The organism is Acinetobacter sp. X9, from assembly GCF_054889255.1.
This window is the reverse complement of record NZ_CM142679.1, coordinates 3,788,310-3,807,903: the sequence shown is the minus strand read 5'-3', so window position 1 is coordinate 3,807,903 and position 19,594 is coordinate 3,788,310. Positions and strand designations below refer to the sequence as shown.

The following is a 19,594-nucleotide window of genomic DNA, read 5'->3' as shown; positions in this document are numbered from 1 at the left end:
TTATTCCTCATTAATTGGTGCTAAAAGTCATCTGCAACCTGTCTATAATCTATAAGGATCTTATTTTTGCAACAAAATAGGATAGAGGATGAAAGTGGGCAGGTTTTGCAGATGACAATGCCTTTGGTCTTACGTGGCTTTAGCCGCCACTCAGGGCGAAACCAAAGTAACAGAATGAGCTGTTGGCAAAAAATTCTAAGCGATAAGACTCTGCCGTGTAGGAAAAGAGATATCCATGTCACGATAGTAAATAAAGGGAGTTATGCTGTTGATATAAAATATTATGTGGGAATATGCTGTCGTATAGATGAATAATAAAAATAAAGACTTACCTTTTGTAACAGAATCTCCTAAGCCTGGTCATATTTATCTTTTACCTTGAAACCCTGAATTTTTTAAAGTAATGGGGAAAATTTATGCTACAAGGTTTTATTGTATTATTAGCAGTAGTGACATTTGTTCTAATGGCTGCCGATCCACGTGATAGTGGGGCACAAGCGACTCAGTCAGCGTGGCAAAAAACACAAGCGGCAGACATGACCAAGTCGCAAAAAAATACTAATAATGACGCAGATTTTATCTAAGCATTAAAACGCATAGATAAATCAACAGCTCTAACGTCTTTAGTTAGGACACCCATAGAAATATAGTCAACGCCAGTGGTGGCAACTTCACGCAAGTTTTCAATAGTGATATTGCCAGAGGCTTCGAGTTTACAGCGGCCCGCCACATGTTTTACGGCATCAATCATTTGCTGTTGACTGAAGTTATCGAGCATGACAATGTCAGCACCAGCTTCAAGCGCTTGATTTAGTTCATCCCAAGTTTCAACTTCGACTTCAACAGGTTTGCCCGGTGCGATTTGATGTGCTTTGGCAATTGCTTGAGCAATACCACCTGCTGCCATAATATGGTTTTCTTTAATTAAGAACGCATCAAATAAGCCAAGACGATGGTTTTGTCCGCCCCCGATAGCAACCGCATATTTTTGTGCAATACGTAAGCCTGGTAGAGTTTTACGTGTATCGAGAAGTTTTGTATTTAAACCTTCAAGATGTTGAACATATTCAGCAGTTTTTGTTGCAACAGCAGACAAAGTTTGAATAAAGTTTAAAGCAGGGCGCTCTACAGTCAGTAAGCTACGTGCAGAACCAGCAAGCTTTAAAAAGGCTTCGTTTGCAGCAACACGTTCACCTTCTTGTTTTAGCCAAGTCACCTGAACAGTATTGTCATAAGCTGAGATGAGCGCATTAACCCACGGTTGTCCAGCTAAGACCATATCTTCGCGGCTAATAATGGTTGCCGTGGCTTGCTCATCTTCAGGTGTGAGCATAGCGGTAATGTCACCGTCCCCAATATCTTCTTGTAATGCTTGTTGAATATTGATTTGAATTGATTGTTCAAGCAAAGACTGAGGTATGCTCATACGGTTTCCATTTTGTCGATGACCCTAAAACTTGCGATATATTAGCATCGTCAACCTGAAAAATAAGCTATTTTATGAGATTAATCGCGATAAACAATCGCATTTACTGCTTTGAAAAGCGCATAACTGTTTTAAACTAAAACAATTGGCAAGCAATTTATTGGCGTCTCAATGAAGCAAATCACACCGTATGAAGTTATAGATGGACAATTAAAAGGGGCGAGACAAATCCCTTCTCCAAATTTTAACCAGCGTCCGACTGGCACCGAAATTCAAATGATTGTGGTTCATAATATTAGTTTGCCGCCGTCTCAATTTGGAGGTGGCTATATTGAGCAGTTTTTTCAAAACAAGTTAGATTGGTCAGTTCATCCTTATTTTCAGACTATTAAAGGCATGCAAGTTTCTACACATCTGTTAATTTTACGAACAGGTGAAGTTCTACAGTTTGTTAACTTTAACGAGAGAGCATGGCATGCAGGGCGTTCAAGTTATTTAGCCAAAGTAGAATGCAACGATTATTCAATTGGTATAGAACTTGAAGGAAGTGATGATTTACCTTTTGAAGATGTACAATATGAAGTATTAACTGACGTTGTTACTGCTATTCGCCAAGCTTATCCAGAAATTAAAAACCATATTGCAGGGCATTCAGATGTTGCTCCTGGCCGAAAAACCGATCCAGGCCCTTATTTTAAATGGCAGCACTTTAGACAATTGTTAGCTCAGAAAAAAACTTGAGTTTGTTCATCATTTCACAACGAAAAGATTTTCTAGTTTCATTACAATAGCGTCTTTCGAATATAGCTGTAGGTGAGTGCGATGGCATTGTGGCGATCGACTTTTATTGTCAGTGCAATGACGATGTTGTCACGAGTGTTAGGATTAGTACGTGATGTCGTATTGCTCAACGTGTTTGGTGCAGGTAAAGATTTTGATACCTTCGTCGTCGCTTTTCGTATTCCTAACTTCTTTCGACGACTATTTGCCGAAGGCGCCTTTTCTCAGGCCTTTATCCCAGTCTTAACTGAATATAAAACAGGTCGAGCACACGCTGAAGTACAGATCTTAATTAGTCGGGTATTTGGCTGTTTGCTAACAGTTATGACCTTACTCACTTTTGTGGCTATGGTTTTAGCACCTGCAATCATCTATATGTACGCACCGGGCTTCCACAGCGATCCGGAAAAGTTCGATTTAGCTGTCAGTATGTTCCGTTTGACCATTCCATATTTAATGTTTATGTCGCTCACGGCTTTTGCCAGCAGCATCTTAAATAGTTATGGCTCGTTTGCCTCACCAGCTTTTTCGCCAGTTTTATTAAATGTAGCGATGATTGCAGGAGCGTGGTGGCTTACGCCGTATATGGCTGAGCCAATCAAAGCATTAGGCTGGTCAGTTGTTGCGGCTGGGGTATTACAGTTAGCGATACAAATTCCTGAATTATGGCGTAAAAACCTACTGATTCCACCTAAAGTTGATTTTAAACATGAAGGTGTAGAACGTATTTTAAAATTAATGCTTCCAGCATTATTTGGTGTATCTGTGACTCAGATTAACCTACTGTTAAATACGATTTGGGCATCATTCATGCAAGATGGTTCAGTGTCTTGGCTCTACAGTGCCGAACGTATGACTGAGCTACCTTTAGGTTTAATTGGTGTTGCGATTGGTACAGTAATTTTGCCTTCGCTTTCTGCCCGTCATGCAGAGCAGGATCAAGCAAAGTTCCGTGGTATGATCGACTGGGCTGCAAAAGTCATTGTATTGGTAGGATTGCCGGCAAGTATTGCCTTATTTATGCTTTCAACACCGATTATTCAAGCATTATTCCAGCGTGGTGAGTTTGATTTACGTGATACACAAATGACAGCTCTAGCATTGCAATGTATGAGTGCAGGTGTAATTTCTTTCATGCTTATTAAAGTATTTGCACCTGGTTTCTATGCACAACAAGATACAAAAACACCAGTGCGCGTAGGCTTAATGTCGGTCGCAGCCAATGCAATTTTAAACGTTGTATTTATTGGCTTTTTTAAGCTTATTGATTGGCATGCAGAACATATGGCACTTGCACTAGCATCTTCAGGTTCAGCGTTAGTAAATGCCGGTTTACTCTACTTCTATTTGCATAAGCGTAATATTTTCCGATTTGGTTCACATTGGAAGAAATTAGGACTTCAATATGGTTTAGCGAACCTTGCTATGATTGCAGCGCTTTGGTTTGGGCTCAATTGGTATAACGGAGAGCTTTCACAGTGGTTACGTGTTGCCGAAGTCGTAGGGCTATGTGTAGTTGGGATAATTGCTTACCTGATCGGTTTAATCCTTACGGGTTTTCGACCTAGAGATTTAAAACACTAAAAATAAAAAAAGCGATCTAAAATGATCGCTTTTTTTATACTAATACATTTATTTTGGCAAAACTTGCAGCAATTCGATATCGAAAATTAAAGTGCTATTCGGACCAATCGTGTCACCTGCACCGACTTCATCGTAAGCGAGATTTGCAGGAATAAAGAAACGTGTTTTACCGCCTTCTTTCATGGTTTGTAGACCTTCAGTCCAGCCTGCAATCACTTGGCTAAGCTGAAATTCAACTGGATGATTACGTGCGATTGAGCTGTCAAAAACAGTTCCGTCGAGTAAACGACCTTCATAATTCACTTTAACACGTGATACAGCTTTCGGTTTTTTACCTGTACCTTCTTTTAATACTTGATATTGGAGGCCTGATTTAGTTGTGATTACACCTGATTTTTTTGCATTATCAGCAAGGAATGCAGTACCTGCTTGAGCATTTTGTTGACCTACTTTTTGAAATTCAACAAGCTGCTTAGCTTCTAAAGTTTTTTTATAATCATTAATCGCTTTCGCCATTTCTTCGTCAGTTAAGCGTGCGGTTTTGTTCTGAGCACCTTCTTGTAAACCTTGATAAAAAATATCAAGATTTAGATCAGTTAAAGCATCAGTATTATTACGGCCCATTAAATAGCCATAGCTATAGCTAAACTGTTCTTTCGCCGGGCTTTTATTTGTAATAGGTGCAGCAGCAAAAACAGATAAACTCATCGTTGATGTTGCAATAATTAAACCAATTTTTTTCATGCCGTTTTCCAAAAAAAAGGAGAGTACTGTTTTACTCTCCTGAATGTTTTTATTTCACTGAAATGAGTTCTACATCAAAAATCAGCGTACTGTTTGCTGGAATACCAGGAAGTTCCTGAGGACCATAAGCAAGATTAGATGGAATGAAGAACGTCGCTTTACCACCTTCTTTCATGAGCTGAAGTCCTTCAGTCCAGCCTGGAATAACCTGATTGAGTGGAAACTCAACTGGTTCACCGCGCTTATAAGAACTATCAAATACTTGACCATTAATTAATCGGCCTTCGTAATGTACTTTAACCATAGACTGCGCAGTTGGTTGTTTACCTGTGCCTTCTTTAGTAATGATGTATTGCAAACCAGACGCTGTAGTTTTTACACCAGCTTTTGTTTTATTTTCTGCAAGGAATTGAACATCTGCAGATTCAGACGCTGCACCAGCGGCTTGCTGTGGTTTATCTTGTTGTTGCATTTTTTGCTGCAATTCTTTTTCATAAGCAGCAACAGCAGCTTTTAACTCTTCTTGAGTATAAGCACTTGGTTGCTTATTACGAGCATCATGAATCCCTTTCACAAATGATTTTGTGTCTAGTTCAGGTGGAGTTTGCTGAGCAACTTCGTACCCAAGAACATAACTGATTTTTTCAATTGGAGAGGCATTTTTATTTGCTTTGCTTCCGACTTCTGTGGTCGGATGTTGGCTTGCATAATAAACTGGTACAAGTGCAGCACCGCCTAAAACTACAGCGACAGCAATGGGTAAGGCTTTACTCATAAAAGGTTCCAAAAATAATCATTTGAGTCTAAAAAGGCTGCTTTTGATCTTAGCATGCTTAAGCATAGAATGTTTAAGAAAAAAAACGAGTGGTTTTTTATATATTTTAGTTAGTTTTAGTAGGAATAGACTTAAAAAAATCTTAAATAAAAAAACCGGATCATTTGATCCGGTTCTCTTATCACTTTACGATTAATCTTCTTTTTGTGCTTTATAAGCATAGGCATAGTTGTAACCATAACCGTAGCCCGCACTAGCACGTTGAATGTCGTTAAGAATGAAGCCGTTGACCTTAACACCTGCTTGTTCAAAGCGATTAAGGGTTAATTCAAGCTCTTTCATTTGCGACTTAGCATAACGCGCAACAATTAAGTTCACACCAGTATATTGCGAAATAATAATGCCATCGGTTACCGCAAGTACTGGTGGAGTATCGATAATGATGTGGTCATATTGACTTTGTAGCTGTTCAAGTAGTTCTTTAAATTGGTTAGAGCTTAAAATCTCTGAAGGATTTGTCGGGCTCTTACCACGAGTAATCACATCAAGGTTTGCTACAGGAGTTTTGTGTAATACTTTTTGTAGATCAGCTTGTCCACTTAACAATTCAGAAAGACCTGGTTTTACATCAACATCGAAGTATTTATGCATATAACCACGACGCATATCGGCGTCAATGAGTAGTACACGTTTATCGCCTTGTGCAAAAATTGTTGCAAGGTTGGTCGAAATAAACGATTTACCTACTTCTGGAGAAGGTCCTGCAATCATGATGATATTATTTTTTGCATTTGCTAATGCAAAGTGAATCGCGGTACGGATACTACGTAAGCTTTCAATTGCAATATCATCACTATTTTTAACTGCAAGAATAGGAATACTCTTCTTCTTCTTTAAAATCTTGATACGACTTTCTTGTATTGGAGAGCGTGGAACTGTTGCATAAACAGGCAAATCTAGTTCATTTTCAATTTGGCCAGAATCTTTAATACCCGTACGTAACATATTACGTAATAAGGCAATTAATGTTCCTATAAAACCGCCTAAGAATAAAGATAAAATAAGGACTTGTAACTTTTTAGGTTTAATTGGCTCAACTGGCTCAACAGCAGTATCTACAATACGAACATTCCCAATTTCACCGGCTTTGGCAATACGGAGCTGTTGGTAAGAGTTGAGCAGGGCTGTGTAGAGCTGGGTTTTAACCTCTACTTCACGATACAGCTGTAAGTATTGGCGTTGTACATCTGGTAGTTGCTTCAAAGTACTGTTGAGTTCACCAATTTGTTTATTAATAGCAGTAATTTGGCCATTAATTTCACGCATTGCAGGATGTTCAGCGGTATATTTTGCCGCCATTTCTGCCTGCTTTTGTTCAAGCTCAGCTTTCTTCGTTTCTAAAGTGATACTTTGCGTTAAATATAGTTCTGATTCTTTAGTAACATCAACAGTGTTGTACTGTTGGCGGAATTTGTTGAATTGACGTTCAGCATCGTCTAATTGTTTTTTCAAATCTGGAAGCTGTTCATCCAAGAATTTTAAAGTCTGAGCAGATTCTGCAGAACGGCGTTCAACATTTTGGGCACCGTAAGTTACTAAGATTGAATTTAAGACTTGAGTAATATGCTCTTTGTCATGTCCTTGATAATTTAAACCAAGAATACCTGTTAATTTACCACGTTCAGCTACTGAATAATTTGAACGTATAACCTCTACAGCCGCGGGGATAGATAGTTTTTTAATATTATACTTTGATTCTAAGCGATCTTTAGTAAAAATAGTGACTTTCCAAAGACCATATGGCCCCGTTACTTGATTAATCTGATTAATAGGAACAGTTAAGAGAACTCTATCTGTGTCTAGGTCAATTACATTTAGAGACTGTTTATCAAAATTCAGCAGTAAATCTTTATCCAAGTAATAGGCAGGTACTTCAAAGTCACGAATTTCAAAGCTTTTAAAATCATCTTTAAATAAAACTGATTTTTTAGTGTACTCGGTTTTATATTCAGTATTATTTAATAAGCGATGAGTAAAAGTATTTTCAGTGCTTGAAACTTGTATATCAAGATGCAAGTCTTTAATGACTGAACCCAATACCAAACGTGATTTTAGAATTTCAATTTCAGCTTGAGCTGGAGACTTTTGCTCGATCATTTCAGATAGGTCACCTAAAAGGGCAGCAGAAGCCCCTTTACTGTCTTCAACTTGAACCAAAGCATCCACCGAATAAGTATCTGGTGTTACGCGTAAATAAAGTAGTGCACATACAAGGCTTAAAATAATGCAGAGTGCAATTAGTTTCCACTGAGCAATCAGTGAAAAAAATAATTCCTTTAAATCAATTGTATCTTCGGTATTGGTATTTTGGTTCATAAGCTTAAAATCTGAATGTTAAATATAAGGTTTCCAGTCAGCAATGCACTGTTGAATAAGTTGGCAGGTTTCATCAAAAATAGCCTGATCATGTTGATAAGGGTCAGGCACATTTTTATTTTGCCAATGACCTAAGCGATAGGTTTTACCTTTTGCAAAAGGCCAGGTCTGTTCAATATGTTTTTGCTGGTTGTGACTCATGACTAAAATAAGGTCAGCTCTTTTAATATGTTCAGCATTTAGCTTACGGGCTACATGTGGTTGCATATCAATGCCTAAACGTTGCATGCAAAGTTGGGCCTTTTCATCTGCTTGATGGCCAATAAGTCCAGAAATGCCTGCAGATTCGATATTGAGCTGTGGGTATTGCTTTTTTAAGAAATATTCAGCCATGGGGCTTCGGCAAATATTTCCAATGCAGACCACCAAAATATTCTTAAATTGCATAATTATTGTCCCAAACGGTCTATGTTATATAACGCACTTGAGAATGGAATAATTTGATTGACCACACGCTGCCAACGCGTTAAGCCTGTAGCATCTACATAGACAATATCGTTACTACGTAATTTAAACTGGTTAGCTAAACCAAAGTCACCAATACTTATTAAGTTTAAATGGTAGAGCTCAGTTGTTCTGTCATTTGGATTAGTACGCAATACATAAATGCGACTAGCACTAGCAGATAAGGGGTTTAAACCTAGACTTTCACCTAGAGCATCGCTTAAAGTCATACCTTGATCACGCATTGGTAAAGCTTGATTCTTACCAGATTCACCCATGACATAAATTTTCTGGTTTTCTCGGGTACTGACATAAATTGTGTCATTTGGTTGCACTAAAAGTTTATGTAAAGAGTAGCCCGCTTTTTCTAAATCAATCGTATTTAGATTATAGGTTTTTCCATTACGAATAAGTTGGATATAGGTATTATCACCTTTATCAGTTACTCCTCCAGCAAGACCTAGAGCTGCGTATACACTAACTGGTTGATCACTTAAGTAGAACTGACCACCCTTTATGACGCTGCCTTGAACAGAAAAGCGCTGACCTTCATAAGATAAAACTCTTACGACGACATCTGGATTCTTTAAGAAGCGGGCAAGCTGATTATGAAGTTCTTTATTGACTTGGGCTAATGTCTTTCCGGCAGCTTTGTAGCGCCCTACTAATGGAAATTGAATATAACCAGCCTGATCAATTGGATAACCATTGGCTTGAATGGATTGGTCGCTAGTAATGCTATTTACAGGCGGAGTAATTTCAGGATAAGCCCAAAGTTGAATAGATAGAATATCACCAGAACTTAAACGGTATATAGGCTGTTGGTTCTTAAATAAGGTTGCATAGTCACGTTGATAGTCAACTTGAGCAGGTTGTATAGCTGGTAATGTTTCTTGTGAAATTTTAACCACATTAACCGTAGTTCCAAGGTCGGTTTTATAAACTCCTTCACTCGGAATATCATAAGTTTGTAAACCGGAAGTAACTGCACAACTAGCAGCACTTAAACTTAAGGCAAGAACAGAAAAAAACTGGCAATACTTCACACGCGACCCTTTGTGTATTTATCTTTAATTGATATTGTCCACTGCATAGTAACAAGTGTCTATTAAACGCAGGCTGAACAGATTCTAGCTGAAAAGAAATGAAAAAACATCGAAAAATCGTATAGCTTTGTATGTTTAGTTTATCTGAGTTGTCCTTTTAGACTAGAGTCATTAATCAGAAATATTAAAAATGTACTGTTTTAGCTAAACTAATAAATTCTACTTCTAAGTGTAGTAAACACATTTATACAATTGGTATGCGGTGCTCACTTAAAATCTGATATAGTACGTTGCATTGTAAGTGCCAAAAGCATGATTTATTAGATATAAACTCTAAGGAAAAAGGCTCGTTTATATGCAAATTGCCAATTTAAAAATAGCAATTATTGGGTTGGGCTATGTAGGCCTGCCATTGGCAGTTGAGTTTGGGAAAAAAGTACCCGTAGTTGGTTTTGATATTTATCAAAAACGTATTGATGAGCTCAAAAGCGGTAAAGATCATACCTTAGAAGTGTCTACACAAGAATTGCAACAGGCGGTGCAATTAAGCTATACCGCTGATTTGAGTGATTTAAAAGACAGTAACTTTTTTATTGTTACCGTTCCAACACCGATTGATGATTTTAAACAACCGGATCTCACACCTTTAATTAAAGCATCGACTAGTATTGGTCAGGTGCTTAAAAAAGGTGATATTGTAGTTTATGAGTCGACAGTTTACCCAGGTGCCACAGAAGAAGTTTGCATTCCTGTTTTGGAAAAGGTTTCAGGGCTAAAGTTTAATAAAGACTTTTTTGCAGGTTATAGTCCAGAGCGTATTAATCCTGGTGATAAGCTTCACCGGGTAACGAATATTTTAAAAATCACTTCAGGATCGACATCTGAAGTAGCTGATTATGTTGATGAAGTATACAATCTGATTATTGAAGCAGGAACTCATAAAGCACCGAATATAAAAGTAGCAGAAGCTGCTAAAGTTATTGAAAATACACAACGTGATGTCAATATTGCTCTTATTAATGAATTAGCCCTTATTTTTAATAAATTGGGTATAGATACAGAAGATGTGCTTAAAGCAGCTGGAACAAAGTGGAATTTCTTACCTTTTCGACCAGGCTTAGTAGGTGGACACTGTATTGGGGTGGACCCATATTATTTAACCCATAAAGCTCAATCTATTGGACTGCATCCGGAAATCATTTTAGCAGCTCGCCGCTTAAATGATCGTATGGGGGAATATGTGGCGACTCAACTCATTAAAGAAATGGTAAAGCGTCGAATTCAAGTTGTTGGTGCCCGCATATTAGTATTGGGTCTCAGTTTTAAAGAAAACTGTCCAGATATTCGCAATACAAAAATTATCGACTTTATTAAGGCCCTTAAAGAATACGATTTGGATTTAGATATATATGATCCATGGGTCGATGATACAGAAGTCCAACACGAATATGGTTTAGCACCAGTTAAAGAATTGAAGCAAGGTGTGTATGATGCGGTCGTTATTGCTGTCGCTCATGATCAGTTTAAAGCAATGACTGCGCAAGAGTTTCACGCATTAGGTAAAGCCAATCATGTACTTTATGATTTGAAATATGTATTAGATCAACAAGAATCATCTATACGGTTATAAGGAATTAGTTCAGGTGAAGAGAGTTTTATTGGTATTTGGAACAAGACCAGAAGCAATAAAAATGGCGCCATTAGCCTTAAAATTACAGCAAAATATTGAAGACTTCGAGACTAAAGTTTGTGTAACTGGACAACATCGCCAAATGCTGGATCAGGTTTTAGAGCTCTTTAATTTAGAACCAGATTTTGATTTAAATTTAATGAAGCCCGGTCAAACACTATCTGATGTTACTTCAGGGGTGCTAAAAGGTTTGGAGCAAGTTTTTGAAGAGTGGTTGCCAGATGTAATTCTTGTTCATGGAGATACGGCAACAACTTTTGCAGCTTCATTGGCAGGCTATTATCATAAAATTAAAATTGGTCACGTTGAAGCTGGCCTGCGAACAGGGGATCTTTACTCACCATGGCCTGAAGAGGCAAATCGTCAGCTTACAGGGGTTTTAGCAAACTATCATTTTGCTCCTACACAATCCTCTTATGCAAATTTGGTAAAAGAGAATGTAGATCCTGAAACAGTTATTGTGACTGGGAACACGGTTATTGATGCACTATTACAAGTAAAAGATAAGGTTGAACAAGATGAAGCTTTAATTCATAAGTTCGAGCAAGAATTTAAATTTCTTGATAAAAATAGAAAGCTAGTTTTAGTTACAGGCCATAGACGTGAAAATTTTGGTCAAGGTTTTTTAAATATTTGCACTGCATTAGCGAATCTTGCAAAAAAATATAGTGACATCCAAATTGTATATCCAGTCCATTTGAACCCGAATGTACAAAAACCTGTAAATGAATTGCTATCAGGTATAGATAATATCTTTTTAATTCAACCACAAGATTATTTGCCATTTGTGTATTTAATGAACCGTAGTTATCTCATCTTAACTGACTCAGGGGGGATTCAAGAAGAGGCTCCTTCTCTTGGAAAACCTGTCTTGGTTATGCGTGATACTACTGAACGACCAGAAGCTGTTGACGCGGGCACTGTGCGTTTAGTTGGTACTGATGTGAGTACAATTGAAAAATCAGTATCGGAGCTATTGGAAAATAGCTCAGTATATAATGCTATGGCTGCTGCACATAATCCTTATGGTGATGGTACATCTTGTCAGCAAATTATTGATTTCTTAAGAAGAAATTAATTTTTTATTATTTTATTTTAATTTAAAGTATTGAATATGAATAAGTCATTTAAACATATCTGTGTTATAGGTTTAGGTTATATTGGTTTACCAACAGCAGCAACTTTTGCAGCACATGGAATAAAAGTTACTGGTGTGGATGTCAATCAACATGCCGTAGATATGATTAACCAAGGAAAAGTGCACATTGTTGAACCTGACTTAGATGCATTAGTGCGTGATGTGGTTGCACAAGGTAAGTTATCTGCTCAAACTACTCCATTAGAAGCTGATGCATATATAGTTGCAGTTCCTACTCCTTTTAAAGATGACTATCAACCTGATTTAAAATATATTGAAGCAGCTTCCAAAGCCTTAGCTCCTTTTTTGAAAAAAGGTAATCTCGTTATTCTTGAGTCTACCTCACCTGTAGAAGCAACTGAACAAATGTCAGCTTGGTTGAGCGAAGCTCGCCCCGACTTAAGTTTTCCTCAACAAAAAGGTGAAGAGGCAGATATTTTAGTAGCACACTGCCCAGAACGAGTATTACCAGGTAAGGTTTTGCAAGAACTGATTAGTAATGACCGTATCATCGGTGGTATGACGCCGCGCTGTTCAAAAGCAGCTTGTGAGCTATACAAAACCTTTGTGAAAGGTGAGTGTATAGAAACAAATGCGCGTACTGCAGAAATGTGTAAATTAACAGAAAACTCTTTCCGAGATGTTAATATTGCCTTTGCAAATGAGCTGTCTATTATTTGTGATAAGTTAGATATTAATGTTTGGGAGTTAATCTCTCTCGCAAATCGTCATCCTCGAGTAAATATTTTACAACCAGGCCCTGGTGTAGGTGGACACTGTATTGCTGTTGATCCATGGTTTATTGTGGCTAAAACACCAGAACAGGCGCGATTGATTCGTACCGCACGTGAAGTAAATGATGCAAAACCTGAATGGGTCATCGATCAAGTTAAAATTAAAATTACCGAATTTTTACAAGCTAACCCAAATAAGACAATTCAAGATGTAACGATTGCTTGCTATGGCTTAGCTTTTAAACCTGATATTGATGATCTTCGTGAGAGCCCAGCATTAGAGATTACTAAAAAATTGGCTGAACAGGGGTTAAATATATTAGCGATAGAACCTAATATAAATGAATTACCTGAAGGATTATCAAAAAACATTCATTTAAGTAATATACAATTTTGTACTAAAGCAAATATTCATTTAATTTTAGTTGGGCATAGAGAGTTTAAAGAACAGATTAATCTTCTAAATAAAAAATACTTAATATCTGCTGTGCATATTTAGTAAAAAGGAATGGTAATAATTAAATGAATATTATTTATAAAATAGTGATATTGCTAACGAAGAATCAAATTTTTTCTTCTCAATTACTAAGAAACTTAAGGTGGTGGGCTTACAGAAAGTATTTTAACACTCCTCTTTTATATGTTGCGGAATATGTGAAAATTGTAAAAGCTCATCCACATGATAATACTTTTTTTAAAGTAGGAAATGATGTACATATTGGTGAATATGCTTATATAGATTTTTCAGGAGGGGTTGAAATTCAAAACTCGGTCGCAATTTCACAAAATGTAAAAATTTTTACTCATAATCATAATGTACATGGCGAATTTAAAGATTGGAATAAAAATCCTATAAAATATTCTTCTCTTTTAATTGAAGATTATGCTTGGATCGGTTCAAATTCAATAATTTTAGAGTCTGTTTCTTGTATTGCCGAGGGAAGTATTGTAGCTGCAGGTTCAGTTTTGACTAAAAATACTGAACCATATGGAATTTATGCAGGAAATCCAGCTAAAAAAATTGGCACCAGAGTAGTTGATGAAAATAAATAAAGACCTCACTCTATCACTTTTAATTTATTTAATTAGTGTAGGAGGGTTAACATTATCAGATTTAATAGTGGTTAGCTCATTTAGCCATGATAGTGTTTCACAATGGGCTTTTTTCAAGTCAGTAATATTCGTTTTAGGTGGATTATGTATTTTTGGTTTTGATCAACTATTATTGAGAGAGGCTTCTTACTATATAGAAATTAAAAAACAATTTTGGCTTCAAAGTATATTTTTGTCAGCTGTTTCTTCTTTCTTTTTATTCTTATATTTGCATAGTGTCTTTGAAACAATATTATGCTTTTTTATTCTTGTTTTTTATTCAACTTTTTTGTTTGAGGCTTCGTACTGGAGAGGACAAGGTAAGTTACTAATATCTCAGTTGTATACTAATTTATGGAAACTTTTTCTATTTGCTGTACTTTTTATTATAATTGTTTTAAAGATGAAGGAGAATATATTAAATATTTATTTTAGTAGTATAGTGTTATCTTTTTTTATTCTTATGATATTTAAATTTTTTTTAATTAATAAAAACGATATAAGCTCAGAAAAAGTGACCACTAAGGAAAGAGTAAGTTTTTTTATTTTAGGATTTTATTTTTTTGTACATAATATTAGTTTAGTTATGGCAAATTATGGTGAACAATTTTTAATAAATTTATTTCACAGATCGAGATTGTCTGCAGATATTTTTACTTACATTACTTTATATGCTTCTCTAGCTTTAGCTGCAATCAGTTTTGTAGGTTTTTATTTAGGACCGCTAGTAAGAAATAATAAAAATTTTAATTTAGAGAATTATTATTATTATTTTAAGTATTTGATTTTGCTTTCAGTTGTAACTTTATTAATTAATTCTGTAATTATTGTATTTTTAAAACCTATTTTTTTTAAAGAACTTGAATTTGATCCTATTTTATGGCTTTTGACACTTTTTATGACTTTTTTTAGAGTTATATATATATTACCTTCATTATGTTTAGGAGTTTTTGGTTCAGAAAAAGTTTTAATGAAATCATCTTTTTATACATTTACTGCTGTTATTATATATATTGTTATATTTTCATTGTTGTTACAAAATGATAGCAAAAAAATAGTATATGTTTTAATGTGTTTAATGTCTGTGCATTGGTTATTCAAATTGATTCTGTCAAATTATTTTGTCCATTTAAGTTTAAGTAAATTAAAAAGTGAGGCCTAATATGAGTTTTAAAGTAATAGCACCTTTGCCTTGTGCAAAGAAGAGGATTAGGCTAAAAAAACTAATTGATTTTAAAAGTTCCTTAAATGAAAAAACTTATTTTTTTGGTTGGAATCGCGAAAATAATGAAATTGAATATGATGATGAATTATATCAAAGAAAATTTATTCTTTCTGGAGGTGGTTATGTTAATAAAAAAGCAAGATTAATGTATATTATATGGTTTTTTAGTGTTTTAAAATTATGTTTATCTTTTAAAAAAGGTGATGTGGTGTGGGTATTAGGTTTTGAATCTACTTTACCTGCTTTAATAGTTTCTAAAATAAAAGGTTTTAAAGTTATTTTTGATGATGCAGATCGTTTTAGTTATTTGTTTAATCAAAATAGCAAATTTATAAGGATTGTTCGTTATTTTGAGTATTTAGCTTCTTCAGTAAGCTTATTGCATATTATTCCATGTTTTGAACGTTACGAGTTTAAAACAAAAAAAATGTTTATATTAAAAAATACGCCTGAAAAAAAAGAAGTACAAAAAGCAAAAGAAATAGATATTTCAGAAAATATATTAAATTTTAGAAATAGATTTGAGAAAGTAATTTATATTAATGGGTGGTTAACTAAAACTAGAGGTATGGCTCAAGTTTTACATCTTGCAAAACAAAAAAATATTGGGTTGTTAATTGCTGGGAAGTCAGATTCTGATTATATTGATAAGCTTTCTTTTTTAGAGAATGTACTGTATGTAGGGGAATTATCTTCAATTGATGCTTTGAGCCTCTATAGAGTTTCTGATTTTGTACTAACTTATTATGATCCAGCTATTTATATTAATCGTTTTGCTGAATCAAATAAATGGGGAGATGCCATAGAAATGAATACTCCTATTATTGTTAATAGCGAGGTTGTTACAGCTAAGTTTATTAAAGATAATGGATGTTGTATATCTGTTCCTTATAATGAAACTAAAGAGCTTATCATTCAAATAAATAATACAAATACTTTTTATCTGCGTGAGAGGATGGCTTTTTTATCTAATCAAATAAAGTGCTTTGAAGAGCAGTTGAGAACCCTTTTTAGTAAAGTAGGTATATAGCATGGTTTATACTTTCTATATCATAGTATTTCTAATTTTAATAACTTTTTTTGCTAATTCCTTGAAGGGTCAAGGAATTAGTTTTTTCTTTAGAAATACGATTTGTTTAGGCAGTATTTTCTTTTTTTTAATTCATATTCTAATGCCTATTTTGCAAAAAGAAGTTGATTTTTTTAGATACCCTGTAATTTATACTGATTTTGATTTTATTTTATCTTTATTTGTTTCTTTTTTTATTTTTGTGTCTTTCTTTTCTATTTTTAATATAACTATGCCAAGCTTTAGTCAAATTAAAGTTCAAGAAAATTTTGTTTTTAAATATTTTATATTTTCTTTTTTTATTTTTTTAATTGGCTCTTTTTTTACAATATCAAATTTGCTTGATATTTTTTCAATGGGTTTGGATGTTTATTTGTCAGATAGGATCTCTTTTGGTTATGGAGAGGCGTATAAGATGCTTTTATCTGATTGGGTTTATGTTTCTGCAATTTTATTTTTTATAGGAATTTATATATCGCCTTCAACAAAATGGGGGGGTATTTTTAAGTTTGCTTTTTTAATATCTTTTATTTATACAGTTTTTTACTATTCTATTACAGGGAATAGAAATTCAATTTTTGTTATTTTAGTAGTTTTATCTTCTTTATATTTTATTTTAAAAAAGAAAAATATTTCTTTTTTATTTAAAGTTTTTATTGGTTTTTGTGTGAGTATTGTATTTTACCTATTGCACTATGTTGGCCAACAAAGAAGTAGTGGATTTCAAGGAGGCGAGAAAGAGTCTACCTCATTTAAAGATTTTGTTGAATCATTCAATGGAGCTTTTGGTAACCATGAGAATATTCTTTGGTTAGTTAGTAATACATATGATTATCAATATGGTGTTACTTATTTAGCTGCTTTTACTAACTTTATACCTAGATTTGTTTGGCTTGATAAACCTTTAGGTGCAGGCCCTAGATTGAAAAATTTTATTTATCCCGGCAGTTATATACCCGGTCAAGAGGGTAACTCTTCATTAACAACTGGATTGGTTACAGAAGCATTAATAAATTTTAATTTTATCTTTTCAATCGTTTTTGTAATTATTTTCGCTTTTATTTTAAAATTAATCGTTAAGAAACTAATTAAATCTAATAATTTATTATTAGCCTTATCAGGCGTGATTTTAGCTATATGTATTTCTACTTTAATGCTATATAGCGAATTTTTGGGTTTCTTAAGTAGAATTATCTTTATGATACTTCCTATATTGATTGCAGCAATCTTTTTTAAAATACGTATATTGAGGTAAAAATGTTCAGTGAAAAAACTTTATTAATTACTGGTGGCACAGGATCTTTCGGTAATGCTGTTCTAAAACGTTTTTTAGAAACAGATATTAAAGAAATTCGAATCTTTAGTCGCGATGAAAAAAAGCAAGATGATATGCGTAAAAAGTACCATTCATCTAAGCTTAAATTCTATATTGGTGATGTGCGCGACTACAACAGTGTTTTAAATGCTACTCGTGGTGTGGACTATATTTACCATGCAGCTGCCTTAAAGCAAGTTCCATCTTGCGAATTCCACCCAATGGAAGCTGTAAAAACCAATGTAATTGGGACAGAAAATGTACTTGAAGCGGCAATTCAGAACCGCGTTAAACGTGTAGTATGTTTAAGTACTGATAAAGCAGTTTACCCAATTAATGCAATGGGTATTTCTAAAGCAATGATGGAAAAAGTAATTGTTGCTAAATCAAGAAATTTAGAAAATTTAGATATTGTTATTAGCTGTACCAGATACGGTAATGTAATGGCATCACGTGGTTCGGTAATTCCTTTATTTGTTGATCAAATGCGTAAAGGTAAACCATTAACTATTACCGATCCTAATATGACTCGCTTCATGATGACACTTGAAGATGCGGTAGATTTGGTTCTGTACGCCTTTGAACATGGTGAAAATGGAGATATTTTTGTACAAAAAGCTCCGGCTGCAACAATTGAAGTTCTAGCTCAGGCCTTAAAAGAATTACTAAACGAGAATGATTATCCTATTACCATTATGGGAACCCGCCATGGCGAGAAAGCATATGAAGCTTTATTAAGCCGTGAAGAAATGGCTGTTGCAATCGACCAAGGTGACTATTTCCGAGTGCCGGCAGACCAACGCGATCTTAACTATGAAAAATACGTAGAAGATGGTGACTTAAAGATTACAGAATTTGATGATTATAACTCGCATAATACTGAGCGATTAGATGTTGAAGGAATGAAGAAACTATTACTTAAGTTAGAGTTTGTAAGAGCTTTGACTAAAGGACAATATGTAGATCCAGAGGCATAAATATGAAGATCTTAGTAACAGGTTCAAATGGCTTTATAGCAAAGAACTTGATTCAATTTTTATCAGAAAAACCTGAGATTGAGATTTTAAAAGCTCATCGTGAAACAACAGATCAAGAGTTTGAACAATCAGTTTTAGCTGCTGATTGGATTATACATTTAGCAGGAGTGAATCGCCCTCTAAATGAAGAAGAATTTGCTGAAGGCAATACCACTTTAACGGAAAAGATCGCTCAAATTTTGCAGCAAGCAAATAAGAAAACGCCTGTTATTTTATCGTCTTCTATTCAGGTTGAGCGTGATAATCCTTATGGTAAAAGTAAGTTAGGTGGTGAGCAGGCACTGGTAGCTCTTAATCAAGCACAAGGTAATCCAGTTTATATTTGTCGTTTAGCCAACGTTTTTGGTAAGTGGTCACGCCCTAACTATAATTCAGCTGTTGCGACTTTTTGCTATAACGTTGCAAATGATTTGCCGCTACAAATTCACGATGAAAATGCTGTGATTCGTCTTGTGTATGTCGACGATGTAGTGGAAACATTCTGGAATATTCTGAATGGGCAACAAGTTGAACAAATTTTCCAAGTCGAACCTGAATATCAAATTACAGTAGGTGATTTGGCTAAAGTTTTAAATGGCTTTAAAGCATCAAGAGATACACTTATTACTGACCGTGTGGGAACAGGTCTTACTCGTGCACTTTACTCAACATACTTAAGTTTTTTTAAACCTGAGCAATTTGATTATAGTGTTCCAAAATATGGTGATGCCCGCGGCGTATTCGTTGAAATGCTGAAAACTCCAGATGCAGGACAGTTTTCTTATTTTACTGCTCATCCAGGCATTACTCGTGGTGGTCATTATCACCACACAAAAACTGAAAAGTTTCTTGTTATTAAGGGTAAGGCCCTATTTAAGTTTAAGCATGTCGTGACAGGTGAATTTTATGAGCTTGAAACGCAAGGTAATGAACCAAGAATTGTAGAAACAGTGCCTGGTTGGACACATGATATTACTAACATCGGTGATGATGAGATGATAGTGATGCTGTGGGCAAATGAAATTTTTGATCGTAATAAGCCAGATACTTATGCGATGCCAATAACAAATTAAGAGTATA

Annotated in this window: 18 protein-coding genes; 12 read left to right on the top strand and 6 right to left on the bottom strand. The window is 34.9% G+C overall.

The window, feature by feature from the left end; genetic code table 11:
* Positions 1 to 416: 416 nt before the first annotated feature.
* Positions 417 to 584, top strand: a complete 168-nt coding sequence (locus ACYU0V_RS18115; RefSeq protein ID WP_000938939.1) for an ABZJ_00068 family colistin stress protein — start codon at positions 417 to 419, stop codon at positions 582 to 584.
* Here the strand turns inward: ACYU0V_RS18115 and nadC are convergent.
* Positions 581 to 1,426, bottom strand: a complete 846-nt coding sequence (gene nadC, locus ACYU0V_RS18110) for a carboxylating nicotinate-nucleotide diphosphorylase (protein WP_005804819.1) — start codon at positions 1,424 to 1,426, stop codon at positions 581 to 583. The two genes, ACYU0V_RS18115 and nadC, sit on opposite strands and share 4 nt — an antisense overlap.
* Positions 1,427 to 1,597: 171 nt before the next feature.
* On the opposite strand from nadC, the gene ampD reads away from it, so the two are divergent.
* Positions 1,598 to 2,167, top strand: a complete 570-nt coding sequence (ampD, locus tag ACYU0V_RS18105; RefSeq protein ID WP_311078963.1) for a 1,6-anhydro-N-acetylmuramyl-L-alanine amidase AmpD — start codon at positions 1,598 to 1,600, stop codon at positions 2,165 to 2,167.
* 72 nt (positions 2,168 to 2,239) lie between these two features.
* On the top strand, positions 2,240 to 3,790 hold the full coding sequence (murJ, locus tag ACYU0V_RS18100; protein ID WP_171061948.1) for a murein biosynthesis integral membrane protein MurJ: 1,551 nt from the start codon (positions 2,240 to 2,242) through the stop codon (positions 3,788 to 3,790).
* 48 nt (positions 3,791 to 3,838) lie between these two features.
* Here the strand turns inward: murJ and ACYU0V_RS18095 are convergent, their stop codons facing one another.
* The 5 genes from ACYU0V_RS18095 to ACYU0V_RS18075 all read right to left on the bottom strand — a co-directional run bounded on the left by ACYU0V_RS18095 (position 3,839) and on the right by ACYU0V_RS18075 (position 9,235).
* Positions 3,839 to 4,534: an FKBP-type peptidyl-prolyl cis-trans isomerase gene (locus ACYU0V_RS18095; RefSeq protein ID WP_461848524.1), complete on the bottom strand. Its 696-nt coding sequence runs from the start codon at positions 4,532 to 4,534 to the stop codon at positions 3,839 to 3,841.
* 49 nt (positions 4,535 to 4,583) lie between these two features.
* On the bottom strand, positions 4,584 to 5,309 hold the full coding sequence (locus ACYU0V_RS18090; RefSeq protein WP_009387700.1) for an FKBP-type peptidyl-prolyl cis-trans isomerase: 726 nt from the start codon (positions 5,307 to 5,309) through the stop codon (positions 4,584 to 4,586).
* A 192-nt stretch (positions 5,310 to 5,501) separates the two neighbouring features.
* The gene (locus ACYU0V_RS18085; RefSeq protein ID WP_347747115.1) at positions 5,502 to 7,685 is read right to left on the bottom strand and encodes a polysaccharide biosynthesis tyrosine autokinase; all 2,184 of its coding nucleotides are present in this window, start codon (positions 7,683 to 7,685) and stop codon (positions 5,502 to 5,504) included.
* 18 nt (positions 7,686 to 7,703) lie between these two features.
* Positions 7,704 to 8,132 (bottom strand): low molecular weight protein-tyrosine-phosphatase, encoded by a 429-nt coding sequence (locus tag ACYU0V_RS18080; protein ID WP_101664283.1) that lies wholly within the window; start codon positions 8,130 to 8,132, stop codon positions 7,704 to 7,706.
* 2 nt (positions 8,133 to 8,134) lie between these two features.
* On the bottom strand, positions 8,135 to 9,235 hold the full coding sequence (locus ACYU0V_RS18075; RefSeq protein WP_101664282.1) for a polysaccharide biosynthesis/export family protein: 1,101 nt from the start codon (positions 9,233 to 9,235) through the stop codon (positions 8,135 to 8,137).
* A gap of 355 nt (positions 9,236 to 9,590) precedes the next feature.
* Between ACYU0V_RS18075 and tviB the strand changes: the two genes are divergently transcribed.
* The 9 genes from tviB to wbjC are packed head-to-tail and all read left to right on the top strand — an operon-like array spanning position 9,591 to position 19,587.
* Positions 9,591 to 10,865: a Vi polysaccharide biosynthesis UDP-N-acetylglucosamine C-6 dehydrogenase TviB gene (gene tviB / locus ACYU0V_RS18070; protein ID WP_101664281.1), complete on the top strand. Its 1,275-nt coding sequence runs from the start codon at positions 9,591 to 9,593 to the stop codon at positions 10,863 to 10,865.
* Between the two features lie 13 nt (positions 10,866 to 10,878).
* Complete coding sequence (wecB, locus tag ACYU0V_RS18065; protein ID WP_347747117.1) at positions 10,879 to 12,003, top strand: non-hydrolyzing UDP-N-acetylglucosamine 2-epimerase; 1,125 nt, start codon at positions 10,879 to 10,881, stop codon at positions 12,001 to 12,003.
* A gap of 36 nt (positions 12,004 to 12,039) precedes the next feature.
* Complete coding sequence (gene wecC, locus ACYU0V_RS18060; protein ID WP_101664279.1) at positions 12,040 to 13,296, top strand: UDP-N-acetyl-D-mannosamine dehydrogenase; 1,257 nt, start codon at positions 12,040 to 12,042, stop codon at positions 13,294 to 13,296.
* Between the two features lie 23 nt (positions 13,297 to 13,319).
* Positions 13,320 to 13,850 carry an acyltransferase gene (locus ACYU0V_RS18055; RefSeq protein ID WP_158640831.1) on the top strand — a complete coding sequence of 177 codons (531 nt, stop codon included), beginning with the start codon at positions 13,320 to 13,322 and terminating at the stop codon, positions 13,848 to 13,850.
* Complete coding sequence (locus ACYU0V_RS18050) at positions 13,837 to 15,051, top strand: hypothetical protein (RefSeq protein WP_317809834.1); 1,215 nt, start codon at positions 13,837 to 13,839, stop codon at positions 15,049 to 15,051. The genes ACYU0V_RS18055 and ACYU0V_RS18050 overlap by 14 nt, the downstream gene beginning before the upstream one ends.
* 1 nt (position 15,052) lies before the next feature.
* Positions 15,053 to 16,144, top strand: a complete 1,092-nt coding sequence (locus ACYU0V_RS18045) for a glycosyltransferase family protein (RefSeq protein WP_317809832.1) — start codon at positions 15,053 to 15,055, stop codon at positions 16,142 to 16,144.
* Position 16,145: 1 nt separating this feature from the next.
* On the top strand, positions 16,146 to 17,438 hold the full coding sequence (locus tag ACYU0V_RS18040) for an O-antigen polymerase (protein WP_317809830.1): 1,293 nt from the start codon (positions 16,146 to 16,148) through the stop codon (positions 17,436 to 17,438).
* Positions 17,439 to 17,440: 2 nt separating this feature from the next.
* Complete coding sequence (locus tag ACYU0V_RS18035) at positions 17,441 to 18,475, top strand: polysaccharide biosynthesis protein (protein ID WP_461848518.1); 1,035 nt, start codon at positions 17,441 to 17,443, stop codon at positions 18,473 to 18,475.
* Between the two features lie 2 nt (positions 18,476 to 18,477).
* Entirely contained in the window at positions 18,478 to 19,587 is a 1,110-nt protein-coding gene (gene wbjC, locus ACYU0V_RS18030; protein ID WP_461848517.1) for a UDP-2-acetamido-2,6-beta-L-arabino-hexul-4-ose reductase, read from the top strand.
* The last annotated feature ends 7 nt before the right edge of the window (positions 19,588 to 19,594 follow it).